The sequence below is a fragment of the Bacillus sp. ISL-57 genome (genome assembly GCF_018613135.1).
GTDB lineage: Bacteria > Bacillota > Bacilli > Bacillales > DSM-1321 > Peribacillus > Peribacillus frigoritolerans.
The window spans coordinates 82689-98603 of the sequence record NZ_JAGGQV010000012.1 but is presented as its reverse complement, the minus strand read 5'-3'; the positions used below and the strand labels follow the sequence as shown (position 1 = coordinate 98603).

Genomic DNA, 15915 nt, shown 5'->3' with positions numbered 1-15915 from the left:
CAAATATATTAAGGGGTGTAATTCCCCTGAATTAACTCTTGTGCCGCAGCTTCATCCGTGATCAAAACGGTCGATGAAGGTGCGCCTTTCATGTAGGAACGGATAGCCTTTGCTTTAGTTTTGCCACCTGCCACAGTTATCACTCGCTTTTCAGGGCTAAGATCATCTAACTGGATGCCGACCGTCAAAACTTTATGAACAACTTTGCCGTTTTCATCGTAATAATAACCGAATGCCTCTCCTACAGCATTTCCATCTAACAGCTTCTTTAACATTTCTGGCGAAGAATTTCTTCTCTCTGCCATCGCCATGGCATCACCGATTCCATGAATGATCATATCGGCAGACTTGATCTGGGAAATCACTTCTTTAATTGCAGGTTCCTTCTGAAAAGATGCATAAACCTCACCGCTTAATTGATCGGGTACATATAACACTCTGTATGAGGCTTGAGCCTTCTGTGCCATTTTTTCGACAATCGTATTGGCCTGATTCTGCACCGCTTCACCAATTCCCCCGCGGGCTGGGACAAATGTCAATTTCCTGGATGCTTCATCAGGTGACAACGAATTAGCCACTTCGGCCATTGTCGATCCGCCAGTAACCGCAATGATATTCTTTGAGTTCCATTCTCGTTTCATACGGTTTGCACAAGCTTTACCCAATTCTTTTTTCACCCATGGGGTTTCATCACAATTTCCTGAGACAATTATGACTTCATCCACTTGTAACAAATCCTGCAATTGCTTTTCCATTATGTCTATACCCATTACTTCACGCATTATTCCTTCTAACTTATCCAGGATTTCAATCCCTTCATCAGTCAGCGTCATGCCAGAGCTGAAGATGTTAACCAGGTTCTGACTTTTCAGAAAATCAACCTCGCCTCTTAGCGTCCGCTCTGTCAAATTAAGGCTCACGGACAGACTGCGCCTTCCAACCGGCTGCATCATTTTGATATAACGCAGGATATCATATCTTTTTTGCATAACCAAAAGGAAATCGGGCAATAATTTTCTTTGTACCTCGAGTAATGTACGCATATATAAAACTCCTAAAAAGTTAAGTTGGACATTTAACGTCCCGCGTAGTCATTTTCTGTCCCACTTAAAACAAAAAAATATTCCTGCTACATATTTTATTCTAGCAGGAACGGAATGTTTCTTCAAATGATTTGAAAAATTATTTTTCCAAAAGCCTATTTAGAGCTAATTTATCAACGTTTCCGAACTGAACGATTTCATCTTTCCATTCAACGACAGGAATCATCAGCCCGAACTTCTCAAGCAAATCATCATCGGTATAGATATCGATTTCCTTATAGCCTATGCCTGACTCCACTTTCACTTCCTCGAGTACCCGCTTCGCTTTATCACATAACGGGCATTTATCCCTGCTATATAAAACAAACGCATTCGATTCCAAAACCAATCATCCTTTTCAATCATATCTTTTTCGTTTAGATGAAGAAGGGATCCCTAATTGTTCCCGGTACTTGGCAACGGTTCGGCGTGCCAGGATAATTCCATGCTCTTCCTTCAGCCGTTCTGCCAGGTCTTGATCCGAAAGCGGCTTTTGTTTATTTTCCCCATTGATGGCTGCCTGAAGGCTCTTTTTCGCTTGCATGCCCGACATATCCTCATCAAGGCCTACCGACTGTAAAGAAGTAGTGAAAAATATCCGCATCTCTATCGTGCCAAATGGAGTCTGTACGTACTTCCCTTTAACCGCCCGGCTTACTGTGGACTCATGTATGCCAAGTTCGTCTGCGATTTCTTTCATCGTCATCGGCTTCAAATAGTTCAGGCCATGATGAAAGCACGCCGGCTGTTTTTCGACGATGCACTGAATGACCTTCAATATCGTTTCTTTTCTCTGTTGGATCCCTCTGGAGATCCATTGGTATTCCTGCCACTTATCCTGGATAAACCGCTGAACTCCCTGATCCTTATGGCTCTTCATCCGGTTTAAATATCCTTTATCCACATTGAGATTGGGCGTGTTACCATCATAATTCCCGACAAGCAGCATGCCATCCCGAACTTCCACGACCACATCCGGCACTATATAAGAAGGTTTTTCCTGAAAAAAGAGCGATGCCGGACGCGGGTTTAACGTCTGGACATAATCAAAGACTTCTTGAATCTCCTTCAGTGTAACACCGATTTTCTTACTTAGGTCTTTCCAGCGCTTTTCAGCAAAATCGAGGAAATGGTTTTCTATGATCGATTCTGCCAGCAGACTCCCCCCTTCTGCTTTCACTTGAAGCAAAAGGCACTCTTGAAGATTCCTTGCTCCAATACCATGCGGCTCGAGTTCCTGTAAAATAGAGAGACTCTCTTCCAAAACGGCCGGTGACACGCCCGAGATGCATATATCCTCCAGCTGGGTCCTCAAGTAACCGTTTTCATCAAGGTTGTGAATTAATAGAAGCATTGCCTTCTGCTGCTCACCGGAAAACTGCTGGTGATTCACTTGGGACATGATATGCTGTTCAAGCGATACGGTATCTTCACTGATCTGTTCAATCCAATAGTTGGCATCATACGTATTTTTAAGAGTCCGTTTACCCTTTTTGCGTTCAAAAGATGTTGGCTGAAATAAAGAAGATGTTGGCTGATCTATGGACAGTAATGGGTTCTCCACCATTTTATTTTCTAAAAAAGCCGATAGCTCCTGCGAGGAGTATTGCAGCAATGTAATAGCTTGCATGAGCTCCTGGGTCATTGCCATCTTTAATGTTTGCTGTTGAAAAAGTCCTGCTTTCATATTCATACTCATCGATTCATCCCTCCCCCACTCCATTTTACATTATCAGGAGAAAATTCTACACAAAAACCCATGAAAACGCTTACGATTTTTTTCTGAATAGTTTATTTGTTTTAAATACTATATGTTAGAAACGCAAATTTAACAACTACTTTTATTGAAAAATCACCATTTTTCAATAGTGTTGGCGAATATTTTCAAGACAGGACAGACATTACAGGATTCGATGGAATATTACGGAAAACGAGCAAATTCAGCAAAAATTTTAACTCTCCTAAAAATGACCAATAAAAAATCCCCCACTTTATTAAGCAGAAGATTGGTAATGCCCTCGGCAGGAATCGAACCTGCATTTCAAGCTTCGGAGGCTTGCGTTCTATCCGTTGCACTACGAGGGCGTAATAGAAAATATTTTTTCGACAGACTTCATTATATGATAGAATCCCCTCCTTTGCAAGGGTTATCAGGTTTAAAACTTTATCATTTGGGTATTATGGGTAATGTGGAAATTCATCCCTGTACGGCATAATATATAAAACAATCTATCAGGAAGGAGCCTTAGCCAGAAAATTGTCGAACAAATTATCCATAATAGGGTTTGTTTTGTTTGACCTAAATTGACCAAAAAGTGTATCATACATACATAAAGAATTTAAATGATTCTCTTAATCGAAGGAGGAAATGAACATGAATTTAATTCCTACAGTTATCGAACAAACAAGTCGTGGGGAGCGTGCCTACGATATTTACTCCCGTTTATTAAAAGACCGGATCATTATGCTAGGAAGTGCAATTGACGATAATGTCTCCAACTCCATTGTTGCTCAATTACTATTTTTAGAAGCGGAAAATCCTGAAAAAGATATCACTCTATACATCAACAGCCCTGGCGGAAGCATCACTTCCGGTATGGCCATTTACGATACTATGCAATATATCAAACCTAATGTATCGACAGTATGCATCGGTATGGCCGCTTCCATGGGTGCTTTCCTATTGGCCGCTGGCGAAAAAGGCAAACGCTTTGCGTTGCCAAACAGTGAAGTCATGATTCACCAACCACTTGGAGGAGCTCAAGGTCAAGCTACGGAAATTGAAATTGCTGCCCGCCGTATCCTTCACTTGAAAGATAAGCTGAACCAAATCTTGGCAGAACGTACGGGACAACCTATCGAAGTCCTTCAAAGAGATACGGAACGTGATAACTTCATGACTTCCGAAAGAGCTCTTGAATATGGCTTGATTGACAAAGTCATCACACGCAGCGTTCTTGATGATAAAAACTCTAAGTAATCCTGCAACAAAAGAAAGGCTCCGGAGATCGCGATAAGCGACTTCCGGAGCCTTTTTTACATGATAAAAGAAAAGGATGCACACTTAGGCATCCCCTTTTTTAACCCTCTTGCTGAACGAACTCTTCCAATGCTTCCAACGCTTCCTTTTCATCGCGTCCTTCGACGATTAACTTCACGGACACGCCAGAACTGATGGCAAGGCTCATTAATCCCATTATACTTTTTGCATTCACTTTCTTTCCTTCTTTTTCAAGAAAAACATCTGAATGAAAGCGGTTAGCTTCTTGTACAAAAAGAGCCGCCGGCCGAGCTTGCAAACCCGTTTTCAATTTTACCTCAACTTGTTTCTCCACCATCTTGATCTCCCCTGTTAGCTTTATTTTTTCGCAGCAATAGCCTCTCCCCCACGGAGCCTGTCAGCTATTTCATCAATCTTTCTCAATCGGTGATTAATCCCGGACTTACTGATGGTTCCCCCGGATACCATTTCCCCAAGTTCCTTTAAGGTTATATCCTGAAACGCTATCCTAAGCTCCGCAATTTCCCGAAGCTTATCCGGTAAAATGCTAAGTCCTACCGTATCCTCGATATAGTGGATATTTTCAACCTGGCGCAATGATGCCCCGATCGTTTTGTTCAAATTGGCTGTTTCACAATTCACAAGCCTATTCACTGAATTACGCATATCACGGACAATCCGTACATCCTCGAACCTTAATAAAGCTGAATGGGCGCCAACTATACTTAAAAACTCGGCAATCTTTTCGGCTTCTTTCAAATAAATGATGTACCCCTTCTTGCGTTCAAGCGTCTTGGCCTTCAAGCCAAACTTATTCATTAGCTCACAAAGGGCATCATTGTGCTCTTTATAAAGTGAGAAAATCTCAAGGTGATAGGAAGACGTTTCCGGATTGTTTACCGAACCCCCTGCAAGAAATGCACCTCTTAGATAAGAACGCTTACAGCATTTCTTCCCAACAATAGTATCGGATATATCATGGAGAATTTCAAAACCATCGCCTAAAATTTCCAAATCGGTTAAAACCCGCTGCCCTCCGGATGACATCCTGACAATATATACATTGTTCTTTTTAAGCTTCATCTTTTTACGGACCAACAGCTCGACCTGGACCTCATAACTTTTTTTCAGCAGCGTATATATCCTTCTGGCAATCGCAGCATTCTCAGTTTGAATATCCACAACAAGCTTCCGATTAGAAAATGAAAGGGATCCGTTCATCCGGATAAGCGCACACAATTCGGCTTTACCGCAGCAATCCTTTCCCTCTAATGTTGTAAGCTCTTTTTTTGTTTCTGAAGCAAAAGACATCCATTTCACCCCCAATCGAACGCAGGTATTCTATTTTTATCAATCAAAAAAACGTCCCCGCTTATATCTACGGAACTATGTGGCTTTTTGTTTCATTTACAAGCATATTATAAAGCAAATCCGCCACTTTTTTCGTATCATGGCGTATTACATTCCCTTCATAGCTGAAAATGCGTTCTTGTATGATTTCAAGCCCCATCATTTTTAAACTTTCCACATCATACATGACCGGTTTTGCATATTCAGCTTGATACCGCTGCTGAATCTCGGTTGGTATTTCCTCATTATTAACAAGTATCCTGTCAATATATGCATTTCCCATATGGTCATATATCGCTTTTATATGATCACTCGCGCTATAATCCAGAGTCTCGCCGGCTTGTGTCATCAAATTGCAAATATACACCTTCTTCGCCTTGGAACGGGCAACCTCTTCTCCTAATCCAGGGACAAGTAAGTTAGGCAGAATGCTAGTATATAGGCTTCCTGGACCTACGACTATAAGATCTGCCTGCTTGATTTCCTGGAGAGTTTCACTAAGCGGCTTTATATGATGAGGAGACAGGAATACTTTTTTTATTTTCTTTCCTGAGAAGGGAATCTTGGATTCTCCAGTAACAACCGTTCCGTCATCCATCTCTGCATGGAGAACCACACTTTGGTTGGCAGCCGGAAGCACTTTACCGCGGACATTAAGGAATTTACTCATTTCCTGGATCGCATGGACGAAATCCCCGGTCAGCGAAGTCATTGCCGCCAGTATCAAATTGCCCAGCGAATGCCCGGACAACTCATTTTTACTCTGAAAGCGATGCTGAAACATTTGTTCAACAAGGGGCTCTACATCCGATAACGCAGCCAGCACGTTACGAATATCACCCGGAGCGGGAATATCCATATCCTCGCGAAGGCGGCCTGAACTTCCACCATCATCAGCAACCGTTACGATTGCCGTTATATCCACCGGATGCTTCTTTAACCCTCTCAACAAAACAGGAAGGCCGGTTCCTCCTCCGATGATCACAACCTTAGGCTGTTTCTTTTTATCTAACATCTGCTTTCCCCTTACTTTTTTCGATATCGCGATGTGATACTTGAACCCTGTAATCCTTTTTGAAGTGGTTTGAAATATACTCCGTCAATGCTACAGAACGGTGCTGACCGCCTGTACACCCAATCGCAACAACAAGCTGTGCTTTCCCTTCACGTTTATAATATGGAAGCATGAAAGCGAGCAGATCGGTCACTTTTTCCAAGAATTTTTGCGTCTCACTCCATTTTAAAACGTAACTCGACACTTCCTTTTCCAAGCCTGTCCTTGGCCTCATATGGTCAATATAATATGGATTTGGCAGGAACCGTACATCGAACACAAGGTCGGCATCTATCGGCAGACCATGCTTGAACCCGAACGACATGACATTGACTGTAAAACCGACACTTTTATCGGCAGAAAACTCCGATGCGATTTTCTCCCGCAATTCGCGCGGTTTCAGTTGAGAAGTATTAAAGATCAACTGGGCCCTTCCCTTCAATTCGTCCAAAAGTTCCCGTTCCATTTTAATGCCTTCCAACGGCCGGCCTAATGGAGCAAGGGGGTGGGTCCTTCTCGTTTCCTTATACCTGCGTACCAAGGAATCATCATCAGCCTCAAGAAAAAGGATTCTTGGTGATACTGCAGCTGCATCAGTTAAATTATCCAGTGCAAGAAATAAGGAATCAAAAAATTCCCTTCCCCTTAAATCCATGACAAGAGCCACTTTATTCATCTTATTCCCGGAGTCCTTCATTAACTCCAAAAACTTTGGCAACAGCGTGGGCGGCAAATTATCGACGCAAAAAAAGCCGAGGTCTTCAAAACTTTGAACCGCCACCGTCTTACCTGCTCCGGACATTCCGGTAATGATGACCAATTGCGTTTCACTCATCTGCCCTGTACTCATAGTTTCTCCGCCCCCATATATAACAATCTTTTTTATATCTAAAAATTAACCTGGATCCAACCGGTAAGAAAGCAGCTTGAACTCTGGCGTATAGGTAAAGGTTCCATAGATGATCCCACTGCCATGAACCATATAATCCAGGATGTGAAAATCACCTTCGGCCATCATCAGCTTTTTAACATCTTCAACCGGATGCCAGCTAAGTTCCCCTTCTTCACAAACATCCACATTTACACCATCGGAATCCGTTGCAAAGAAAGTGAACATCATCCATTCTGATAAAACTTTATCTCCGTCCTTCATGATGAAGGTGAAAATACCTTTGATGGAAGGGTTTTTTAAATAAACGCCCGTTTCTTCGCGATATTCCCTAATGCAAGCATCGCGTACAGACTCCCCAGGTTCCATCTTGCCGCCGGGAGCTACCCACCATCCGCGTCTAGGCTTTTTCAATAAGAGGATTTGATTATCTCTGATCAATACACAGTTTGTGACACGTTGCACGTTCTTCACCTCGATTGGCTCTGCTCGACTATAGAAACCTTCCCCCCCCGTGCTGAAGAGATTCAGTTTATATCCTTAAACCGCCGCTAGATATCCATTTGGCGATTTACAAATGCTAATAGTTCAAACAAGTTGTATTTTTCATCTTCTTACCATTATGAAAGATGTATATGTTTAGTATATCTTATCATTATACTATTTTTAAAATGAGCTAACAATAAAGTAAACTTCCTGCACTGGGGGAATCTTCATTCGCAAGGAATCAAATAGGTAAGCCTTTATCCTGCTTAACTCCTATTCTTCTCCACTTTCGCTTCCTAAATGCAAAGGAACGACTTGCTTCACATTAAAAATTGCTTGGATACACCCTAAAAATTGGAACTAAAGATATAGTCTCAAAGCAGGAAAACAAAAAAAAGACACAGAAACTTATTCTGTGTCCTTAAACGTTTATAATTAAAGGGGGTCAACTTCTATCCCCTACTATACCGAATCATTATTTCACGCATGTTACAACATCGTTAAAACGGAATTACGATTGTATATTCTTGTGAAATCAAGCCTTTGGCTGCAATTTTTCTTGAAGTTCCTCAACAAAATGCTGAGCGGATTGGGCGGCAATGCTTCCATCTCCTGTAGCTGTAACGATTTGGCGCAATGTTTTTTCACGAACGTCACCTGCAGCGAAAATACCAGGTACGCGTGTTTCCATCCGATCATTCGTTTCAATATAACCTGTTGAATTCAAGATGCCCAAGTTTTCAAATGGTTTCGTTAGCGGAAGCATTCCGATATAAATGAATACACCGTCTGCGTCCATCACTGTCTCTTCTCCGTTTTCAGTGGAAACTAGTGTGACACCGCCGACCTTGCCGCCTTTTTCATTGATTTCCTTCAAAGTGTGATTCCAGATGAAGTTAATTTTCTCATTGGCAAATGCACGATCTTGAAGAATCTTTTGAGCACGAAGTTCGTCACGTCTGTGAACGATCGTCACTTTTGAAGCAAAGCGGGTTAAGTACACACCCTCTTCAACAGCAGAGTCTCCGCCGCCGATAACGAACAGTTCTTTTTGCTTGAAGAATGCACCATCACAAACTGCACAATACGATACACCGCGGCCGCCCAATTCTTTTTCGCCAGGAACGCCGATTTTCTTGTATTCGGCACCAGATGAAATGATGATTGAACGTGCTTTGAATTCCTTTGAACCGGCTTTGATCGTTTTATACTCTTCACCGTCAATGATTTCCTTAACATCCCCATAGGCATACTCCGCACCGAATTTCTTTGCATGGTCAAACATTTTCGTTGAAAGTTCAGGTCCGAGTATAGTGTCGAATCCAGGATAATTTTCAACTTCCTCCGTATTGGCCATTTGCCCGCCCGGTACTCCGCGTTCTAACATCAATGTTGAAAGGTTCGCACGTGATGTATAGACAGCCGCCGTCATCCCTGCAGGACCAGCTCCAATAATAACAACGTCATAAATTTTTTCAGACATGTTTTCACTCCTCCATATCCATTACAAATGGAACCTTCACTACGGTTAGTGTTCCCTACCTATTATCCTATATAACAAATAATTTTTCGTCCAAATATCTGCTCATCCGAGTAAGTTTTGAACCAACTTCACGTACTTCGATAAGGTGGACACCGAAATGAAATGTTTGTCTGCGATTGCCTGTTTGCTCGCCTTCTCACTTTTAAGCTGAGTCCACACATACTCCACCGCAGATGCCCATCCTGCAGGATTATTTAGCTTCTGCTCGGATTTCACCGCTTCGATGAAAACGGAAAACCACATTAAATAGAGCCCGGCTTCATTTAATTGTATCGGTTGGAAATGCTGATATAATAACTCAGCTGTGCGATCGGCAAAATCAATCGGTGTTAACTGGCGATCTTTAGCAGGAACTTGAACAAGTTCGGCATAATCACGTTCCAATTCAGTGAAATTCTGGTTTAGGTTGAGGACCTGGTTTTTCAATAGCTTCTGTTTATGAACCGAATGTTTCAGAAGGAAAATGGCAAAAAGCCTTTCTTCGATGAATTCACTTTCCAGCCTTTTTATAATAGAAGGAAAATGATGTTCAAAACCATCTGAAGTTGCATTCATATCTCCCCAAGGCTCCATGCCTTCCTTTTCCGGGTTCATTTCCACGACCCTTTTCCATGCCTTTTTGGCAGCCTGTTCATGGCCTAAGTGGTAAGCGGAAATGGTAAGCCAATAGTAGAAGGTTCCATCTCCTTCGAACCCTTGCTTTTGAAGTCCTTTCAGCCAATTATATGCAGAAGCATAATTGCCGATCAGAGCGAAGGTCGCTCCAAGCTTGAAACGATGTTCGGATAGCATCGGCCTAATTTTCTCCAGCATCTGTATGAGCTCTTCAACCTTTGCCTCATCCTGTTGATAATGATGAAATACAACAAGGTTACAAAGCGCATGCAGGTTTCCCGGACTTTTTTCCAGTACCTCATCAAGTGTTGCAAAAGCTTCATTCACTTGACCAAGATAGAAATAGGCAAGTGCCAGGTTATTATAAGCGGACCAGTAATCCTCATACTCGGCAATCGTTTCTTTCAGCACTTCGATCGCCTTCGGGAAATTGCCTGATTCCAGGTACTCACGGGCTTGTTCCTGTTTGGTAATGAGCCCATCATGCTTAAAGGGGTTTTCTTCTGACTCATCCGACTCAAAAGTTATCAATTCAAGCAGATCCTCCGCGTCATCGCTGAACTCCCCGTCTTCTTCTTTATCAAGGTAAGCACTGGCGTGACGATAAGCCTCCTTGAACATGCCTAAGTGGGCATAATTATTCGCCAGGAAGTAATGACATTCCGACATATAGGGATCCATCACATCCAAGATGTTTTCCAAAAGGTTGTTTGAATAATTATATTCACCGATTTCCGAGCAAGTGATTGCCAATTGACAAGCTATCATCGGTTCAGCAGGTTCAAGTTCCAGCGCACGTTCCAGGTATTTCTTTGATTTAGGTAATTCCCGTCTATGATAAGCTTTTAAACCCTTGGTGAAATAATACTCACCTGTTGGGTGAAAGGTTAGAATTTTTGCCTGTTGGCCAAATTTAGAGTCTTTACTCATGTAATCCTCCATCTACAAGTTGATTAACCATAGTATTATAACATATTGGAGAAAATTTGCCGAACAATTCAAGAAAATGGAAAACGGGAACCATCATGCTATTTTCAAGAAAAATTAAAGCATTTTCCTTGTCATACGGGGACTCAAGATCACTGCTCGCGATCGTAAATACATATAAAAGCCCTCCTATTGACGGAGGGCTTTCACCATTCATTCGGTTTCTTTCGGTTCGTCCTTATCGGCATGTCTAGCCTTCAATACATCAAGCACCGCTTGGAAAGGCAGCTCCTGCTCTTGAAGAAGAACGAATAAGTGATAGAGGAGATCGGCACTTTCCATCGAAAGTTCCTCTGCATCACGGTTCTTAGCAGCAATGATCACTTCCGCCGCTTCTTCACCGACTTTCTTCAGTATCTTATCCACGCCCTTATCGAATAGGTAGGTCGTATATGAACCTTCAGGCATTTCCGATTTTCTTTTTTCAATCAGTCTTTCCAATTCCGTCAAGAAAGTCACATTCGCCTTCACGTCTTGTCCGGCTTCACCATTTTGGTAAATCGTTTCGCTAAAACAGCTTGTTGCCCCTGTATGGCACGCAGGACCTGCAGGCACGACCCGAACGACCAATGCATCTTGATCGCAGTCATACTTCATTTCGGTGATTTTCTGGATATTGCCGCTGGTTGCTCCTTTATGCCATAATTCATTGCGCGAACGGCTGAAGAAAACCGTTTCCCCTTTTTCAATCGACAATTGCAGAGATTCTTGATTCATGTAAGCAAGTGTCAGCACTTCGCCTGTTCCTGCATCTTGAATGATTGCCGGTACCAGACCTTTTTCATCGTATTTAATAGTTTCAAGATTCATCGTACAACCACTCCTTGTTGTTTAAGAAACGCTTTGACTTCTTTAACGGATGTTTCTTTATAATGAAAAATCGATGCCGCTAATGCTGCGTCGGCTTTCCCTTCTTGGAAGGCTTCCTGGAAATGTTCAGCGTTGCCTGCCCCGCCAGAGGCGATGACCGGAACTGAAACGGCTTTAGATACCGTTTTTGTCAAAGCGATATTAAACCCTTGTTTCTCGCCGTCACAATCCATGCTTGTCAACAAAATTTCCCCAGCACCGCGGGATACGGCTTCCTTCGCCCACTCGGTCACTTCCCATTCAGTCGGTTTCCGGCCGCCGTGGGTATATACGCGCCAAGACCCAAGCCCTTCATCATATCGGGCGTCTATGGCAACCACGATACATTGGGAACCAAAATAATCAGCACCTTCATTAATTAAATCCGGACGCAGGATGGCTGCTGTATTTAAGGATACTTTATCGGCACCAGCCCGCAGGATCTTCTTCATATCCGCCAATGAATTAATGCCGCCGCCCACCGTGAACGGGATTGCCAAGCTGCCCGCTACCGCTTGAACGACGTCGACGATCGTTTCCCTGCCTTCATGTGATGCGGAAATATCCAGGAAGACAAGCTCATCGGCACCTTCTTGGTCGTAAAAGGCTGCAAGTTCGACCGGATCTCCAGCATCCCTAAGGGAAACGAATTGTATGCCCTTGACTACGCGCCCATCTTTTACATCGAGACATGGAATAATTCGTTTAGTGAGCATATTTAACCACGCACCTTTTCTAGTGCATCTTCTACAGTAAAGCGGTTGGTATAAAGTGCCTTGCCAATGATAGCCCCTGCAATTCCTTGGGCTTCATACTCCTTGAGGGTGATAAGGTCTTCGAGTGAACTAATGCCTCCTGAAGCAATCACGTTTTTACCAGTTGCCTCCGCCATGGCCAATATACCTTTCACATTCGGGCCTGAAAGCATGCCATCCGTCGCGATATCAGTCACGATAAAGGTCTCGGCACCAGCATCGGCCAGTAGTTTGCCAAGATCTACCGCAAGGGTTCCGGACGTTTGAAGCCAGCCATGAGTGGCAACCTTACCATCCTTCGCATCGATCCCAATAGCGATATGGCTTCCATACTTCCTAATCATATCTTTAGTGAAATCAGGGTCTGAAACGGCCGAGCTGCCTAGAATGACACGTTCAACTCCATTATCCAGATAATGGGCTATATCCCGTTCCGTTCGGATGCCTCCGCCGATTTGAATGCGGGCGCCTAACTCACTTGCCGCTTTAATTACGTATGAATCATTGATTCTTACTCCCTCTTTAGCTCCGTCAAGGTCGACCATATGTATCCAACCGGCTCCTTGGTCCGCAAAGCTTTTAGCCATATCGAAGGGGGAATCACCATAAACGGTTTCCTGATCGTAATCTCCCTGGATTAAGCGGACGCATTTGCCTCCGCGCATATCAATCGCCGGGTAAATAGTAAAGTTGCTCATGCTTCTTCCTTCCCTTCTACTAATGACAGATAATTTTTCAAGAGTGACATGCCCATATTCCCGCTTTTTTCCGGATGGAACTGCATGCCGAATACATTCCCTTTACCGACGATCGCCGGCACTTCCACATCATACGTCGCCGAAGCGGTCACGAATGATTCATCTGTATCGACGTAGTATGAATGGACGAAATAAACATGCTCCTCTTCCAGCCCCTCATTCACTGGTGATGCGTGTTTGAATTCAAGTCGATTCCAGCCCATGTGAGGCACTTTATAAACCTGGTCATTCGCATCCACTCCCTTAAAACGAACGACTTTTCCCGGGATGAGGGATAATCCTTTTGCCGGTCCATTTTCCTCACTTTCATCAAACAGAAGCTGCATACCAAGGCAGATGCCTAATAGATACCCCCCATCCGCTACATATCCCCGCAGAAATTCATCCAGCTTTTGTTTTTCCAAGAGACTCATGGCATCCCTGAAAGAGCCAACGCCGGGAAGTATGATTCCTTTCGACTTTGAAAGTTCTTTTGGGTCATCGGAAATGAATGAATCGGCACCAAGGCGCTCAAGCCCTTTACTTACAGAAAATAAATTCCCCATGCCATAATCGACGATCCCAATCATTTACAACATTCCTTTCGTCGAAGGGATGCCTTTGACACGTGGATCGATTGTCGTAGCTTCATCCAATGCACGTCCAAGCGCTTTGAATATTGCTTCGATCATATGATGTGTGTTGTGACCGTAATGAACGACTACATGAAGGTTCATCCTGGCTTCAAGAGCGAATTTCCAAAGAAACTCGTGCACCAGTTCAGTATCGAAAGTACCGACCTTTTGCGAAGGAAACTCAGCCCGGAACTCCAGATGCGGACGATTGCTTAAATCGATGACAACCTGGGCGAGTGCTTCATCCATAGGTACGAATGCATTTCCGTAACGCTTTATCCCGCGCTTGTCTCCAAGGGCCTCCAATAACGTCTGACCCAAACAAATGCCAATATCTTCAGTTGTATGGTGATCATCCACGTCTGTATCCCCATTTGCATCTACTGTCAAATCAAACTTCCCGTGTTTCGTGAACAAATCCAGCATATGCGTCATAAACGGAACGCCGGTCTTAATGGAGGAATTACCTTCCCCATCCACATCAAACTTCAAACTTATTTCCGTTTCATTCGTCTTTCGCTCCACACTAGCAAAACGTTCCATTACAGCTCCTCCTCAACGGGGTAAGACCCCTTTTCCCAAGATGTAAAAGCATGTCTAAAGTCTTTATTTCATTGATTTAACTGATTTCACTTATTTAATCTTCAGGACCTTTTCCCGATTCATTCACACCACGTGATTCGATGGCACGGGCATGGGCCTCAAGTCCTTCCATTCGGGCAAATGCTGCGATTTTTTTTGCATTTTTGCGGAAGGCCGTTTCACTATACATGATGATGCTCGATTTCTTTTGGAAATCATCCACATTCAGCGGGCTGGAAAAACGGGCGGTTCCATTGGTGGGCAACACATGATTGGGGCCTGCAAAGTAATCCCCGACGGGCTCCGAGCTAAAGCGGCCAATGAAGATTGCACCGGCATGGCGGATTTTAGCCATGATTTCAAGTGCATCTTTGGTCACAATTTCCAAATGTTCCGGTGCAAGTTCATTAATCGCTTCAACAGCTTCTCCCATATTCCCGCATACAACGATTCTTCCATAATCCCTTATCGATGCTCCAGCAATATCATGACGTGGAAGCAACGCCACCTGCTTGGTCACTTCTGCTGCCACTTCTTCTGCAAGAGACGTAGAAGTCGTGACCAAAACACTGCAAGCCCGGGCATCATGCTCAGCCTGTGATAACAAGTCTGCCGCTACTTCTTCAGCGATGGCCGTTTCGTCCGCCAATATCGCTATTTCACTTGGACCTGCTATCATATCAATGGCGACATCCCCGAATACTTCGCGCTTCGCTAACGCCACATATATATTTCCCGGACCCACTATTTTATCCACTTTCTTAATTGTTTCCGTCCCATAAGCGAGGGCAGCTATGGCCTGAGCCCCGCCAACTTTATAGATTTCCTTAACTCCGGCAATTTTGGCTGCTGCCAAAACCGCTGGCGATAATTTCCCATCTTTCCCTGGAGGAGATACCATAACGATCCGTTCCACCCCCGCGGCCTTCGCAGGCAGGGCATTCATCAATACTGACGAAGGATAGGCCGCTGTGCCTCCAGGTACATAAACACCTACTGCATCAAGAGGTGTCAATTTTTGTCCTAGCATCGTTCCCGTATCATCAGTCGTAAACCATGAATTTCGAATTTGTTTCTCGTGAAACATTCGGATATTATTCGCAGCTTCTTGAATAATCTCAAGCTGCTCAGCAGTCAATGCCGCTGACGCTTCTTCCATTTCCTGCTCCGATACAAGCAAGTCCCCTGGACTGACGCCATCGAAACGTTCGGTATAGGTACGTATAGCTGCGTTTCCGCTTTTCCTGACATCATAAATAATATCCTGAACCGCTTTTCTTTGATCGGCAGTACCTGCTTCAACCGAGCGTTTCAGGGAAATCCCTTCAGCAAACCGTTCTATTTTCATAC

General features: G+C 43.7%; 17 protein-coding genes and 1 tRNA gene. 1 reads left to right on the top strand and 17 read right to left on the bottom strand.

Annotated elements, in window-relative coordinates; genetic code table 11:
* Positions 1-8: 8 nt before the first annotated feature.
* From J7I90_RS17090 to J7I90_RS17075, 4 genes are all read right to left on the bottom strand, one after another.
* Positions 9-1043 carry a sugar-binding transcriptional regulator gene (locus tag J7I90_RS17090; RefSeq protein ID WP_034309980.1) on the bottom strand — a complete coding sequence of 345 codons (1035 nt, stop codon included), beginning with the start codon at positions 1041-1043 and terminating at the stop codon, positions 9-11.
* Positions 1044-1182: 139 nt separating this feature from the next.
* Positions 1183-1425 carry a glutaredoxin family protein gene (locus J7I90_RS17085; RefSeq protein ID WP_214773014.1) on the bottom strand — a complete coding sequence of 81 codons (243 nt, stop codon included), beginning with the start codon at positions 1423-1425 and terminating at the stop codon, positions 1183-1185.
* 15 nt (positions 1426-1440) lie between these two features.
* Positions 1441-2781, bottom strand: a complete 1341-nt coding sequence (gene rpoN / locus J7I90_RS17080; protein ID WP_311381015.1) for an RNA polymerase factor sigma-54 — start codon at positions 2779-2781, stop codon at positions 1441-1443.
* 314 nt (positions 2782-3095) lie between these two features.
* Positions 3096-3167: transfer RNA gene (locus J7I90_RS17075), tRNA-Arg, on the bottom strand.
* A 289-nt stretch (positions 3168-3456) separates the two neighbouring features.
* Here J7I90_RS17075 and clpP point away from each other — a divergent pair.
* On the top strand, positions 3457-4062 hold the full coding sequence (gene clpP / locus J7I90_RS17070) for an ATP-dependent Clp endopeptidase proteolytic subunit ClpP (RefSeq protein WP_214773013.1): 606 nt from the start codon (positions 3457-3459) through the stop codon (positions 4060-4062).
* A 100-nt stretch (positions 4063-4162) separates the two neighbouring features.
* On the opposite strand, the gene J7I90_RS17065 is transcribed toward clpP, so the two are convergent.
* The 13 genes from J7I90_RS17065 to hisD form a co-directional block, all read right to left on the bottom strand.
* Entirely contained in the window at positions 4163-4420 is a 258-nt protein-coding gene (locus J7I90_RS17065; RefSeq protein ID WP_048688029.1) for an HPr family phosphocarrier protein, read from the bottom strand.
* 20 nt (positions 4421-4440) lie between these two features.
* Complete coding sequence (gene whiA / locus J7I90_RS17060; RefSeq protein ID WP_034309971.1) at positions 4441-5394, bottom strand: DNA-binding protein WhiA; 954 nt, start codon at positions 5392-5394, stop codon at positions 4441-4443.
* 67 nt (positions 5395-5461) lie between these two features.
* Positions 5462-6448 carry a gluconeogenesis factor YvcK family protein gene (locus tag J7I90_RS17055; RefSeq protein WP_214773012.1) on the bottom strand — a complete coding sequence of 329 codons (987 nt, stop codon included), beginning with the start codon at positions 6446-6448 and terminating at the stop codon, positions 5462-5464.
* Positions 6438-7337, bottom strand: coding sequence for an RNase adapter RapZ (gene rapZ / locus J7I90_RS17050; protein ID WP_214773011.1), 900 nt, complete (start codon positions 7335-7337; stop codon positions 6438-6440). The genes J7I90_RS17055 and rapZ overlap by 11 nt, the downstream gene beginning before the upstream one ends.
* 45 nt (positions 7338-7382) lie before the next feature.
* Positions 7383-7841 carry an NUDIX hydrolase gene (locus J7I90_RS17045; RefSeq protein ID WP_034309963.1) on the bottom strand — a complete coding sequence of 153 codons (459 nt, stop codon included), beginning with the start codon at positions 7839-7841 and terminating at the stop codon, positions 7383-7385.
* Positions 7842-8397: 556 nt separating this feature from the next.
* Positions 8398-9345 (bottom strand): thioredoxin-disulfide reductase, encoded by a 948-nt coding sequence (trxB, locus tag J7I90_RS17040; RefSeq protein WP_034309960.1) that lies wholly within the window; start codon positions 9343-9345, stop codon positions 8398-8400.
* 102 nt (positions 9346-9447) lie between these two features.
* Positions 9448-10950: a tetratricopeptide repeat protein gene (locus tag J7I90_RS17035; RefSeq protein WP_214773010.1), complete on the bottom strand. Its 1503-nt coding sequence runs from the start codon at positions 10948-10950 to the stop codon at positions 9448-9450.
* 210 nt (positions 10951-11160) lie between these two features.
* The gene (hisIE, locus tag J7I90_RS17030) at positions 11161-11817 is read right to left on the bottom strand and encodes a bifunctional phosphoribosyl-AMP cyclohydrolase/phosphoribosyl-ATP diphosphatase HisIE (protein ID WP_053536818.1); all 657 of its coding nucleotides are present in this window, start codon (positions 11815-11817) and stop codon (positions 11161-11163) included.
* Positions 11814-12572, bottom strand: coding sequence for an imidazole glycerol phosphate synthase subunit HisF (gene hisF, locus J7I90_RS17025; protein ID WP_214773009.1), 759 nt, complete (start codon positions 12570-12572; stop codon positions 11814-11816). Before hisF ends, hisIE begins: the two co-directional genes overlap by 4 nt.
* Before the next feature lie 2 nt (positions 12573-12574).
* On the bottom strand, positions 12575-13309 hold the full coding sequence (hisA, locus tag J7I90_RS17020; protein WP_214773008.1) for a 1-(5-phosphoribosyl)-5-[(5-phosphoribosylamino)methylideneamino]imidazole-4-carboxamide isomerase: 735 nt from the start codon (positions 13307-13309) through the stop codon (positions 12575-12577).
* On the bottom strand, positions 13306-13938 hold the full coding sequence (gene hisH, locus J7I90_RS17015) for an imidazole glycerol phosphate synthase subunit HisH (RefSeq protein ID WP_214773007.1): 633 nt from the start codon (positions 13936-13938) through the stop codon (positions 13306-13308). The genes hisA and hisH overlap by 4 nt, the downstream gene beginning before the upstream one ends.
* Positions 13939-14526: an imidazoleglycerol-phosphate dehydratase HisB gene (hisB, locus tag J7I90_RS17010; protein ID WP_048688005.1), complete on the bottom strand. Its 588-nt coding sequence runs from the start codon at positions 14524-14526 to the stop codon at positions 13939-13941. It lies immediately after the preceding gene.
* 94 nt (positions 14527-14620) lie between these two features.
* Positions 14621-15913, bottom strand: coding sequence for a histidinol dehydrogenase (hisD, locus tag J7I90_RS17005; RefSeq protein WP_214773006.1), 1293 nt, complete (start codon positions 15911-15913; stop codon positions 14621-14623).
* Positions 15914-15915: the final 2 nt, after the last annotated feature.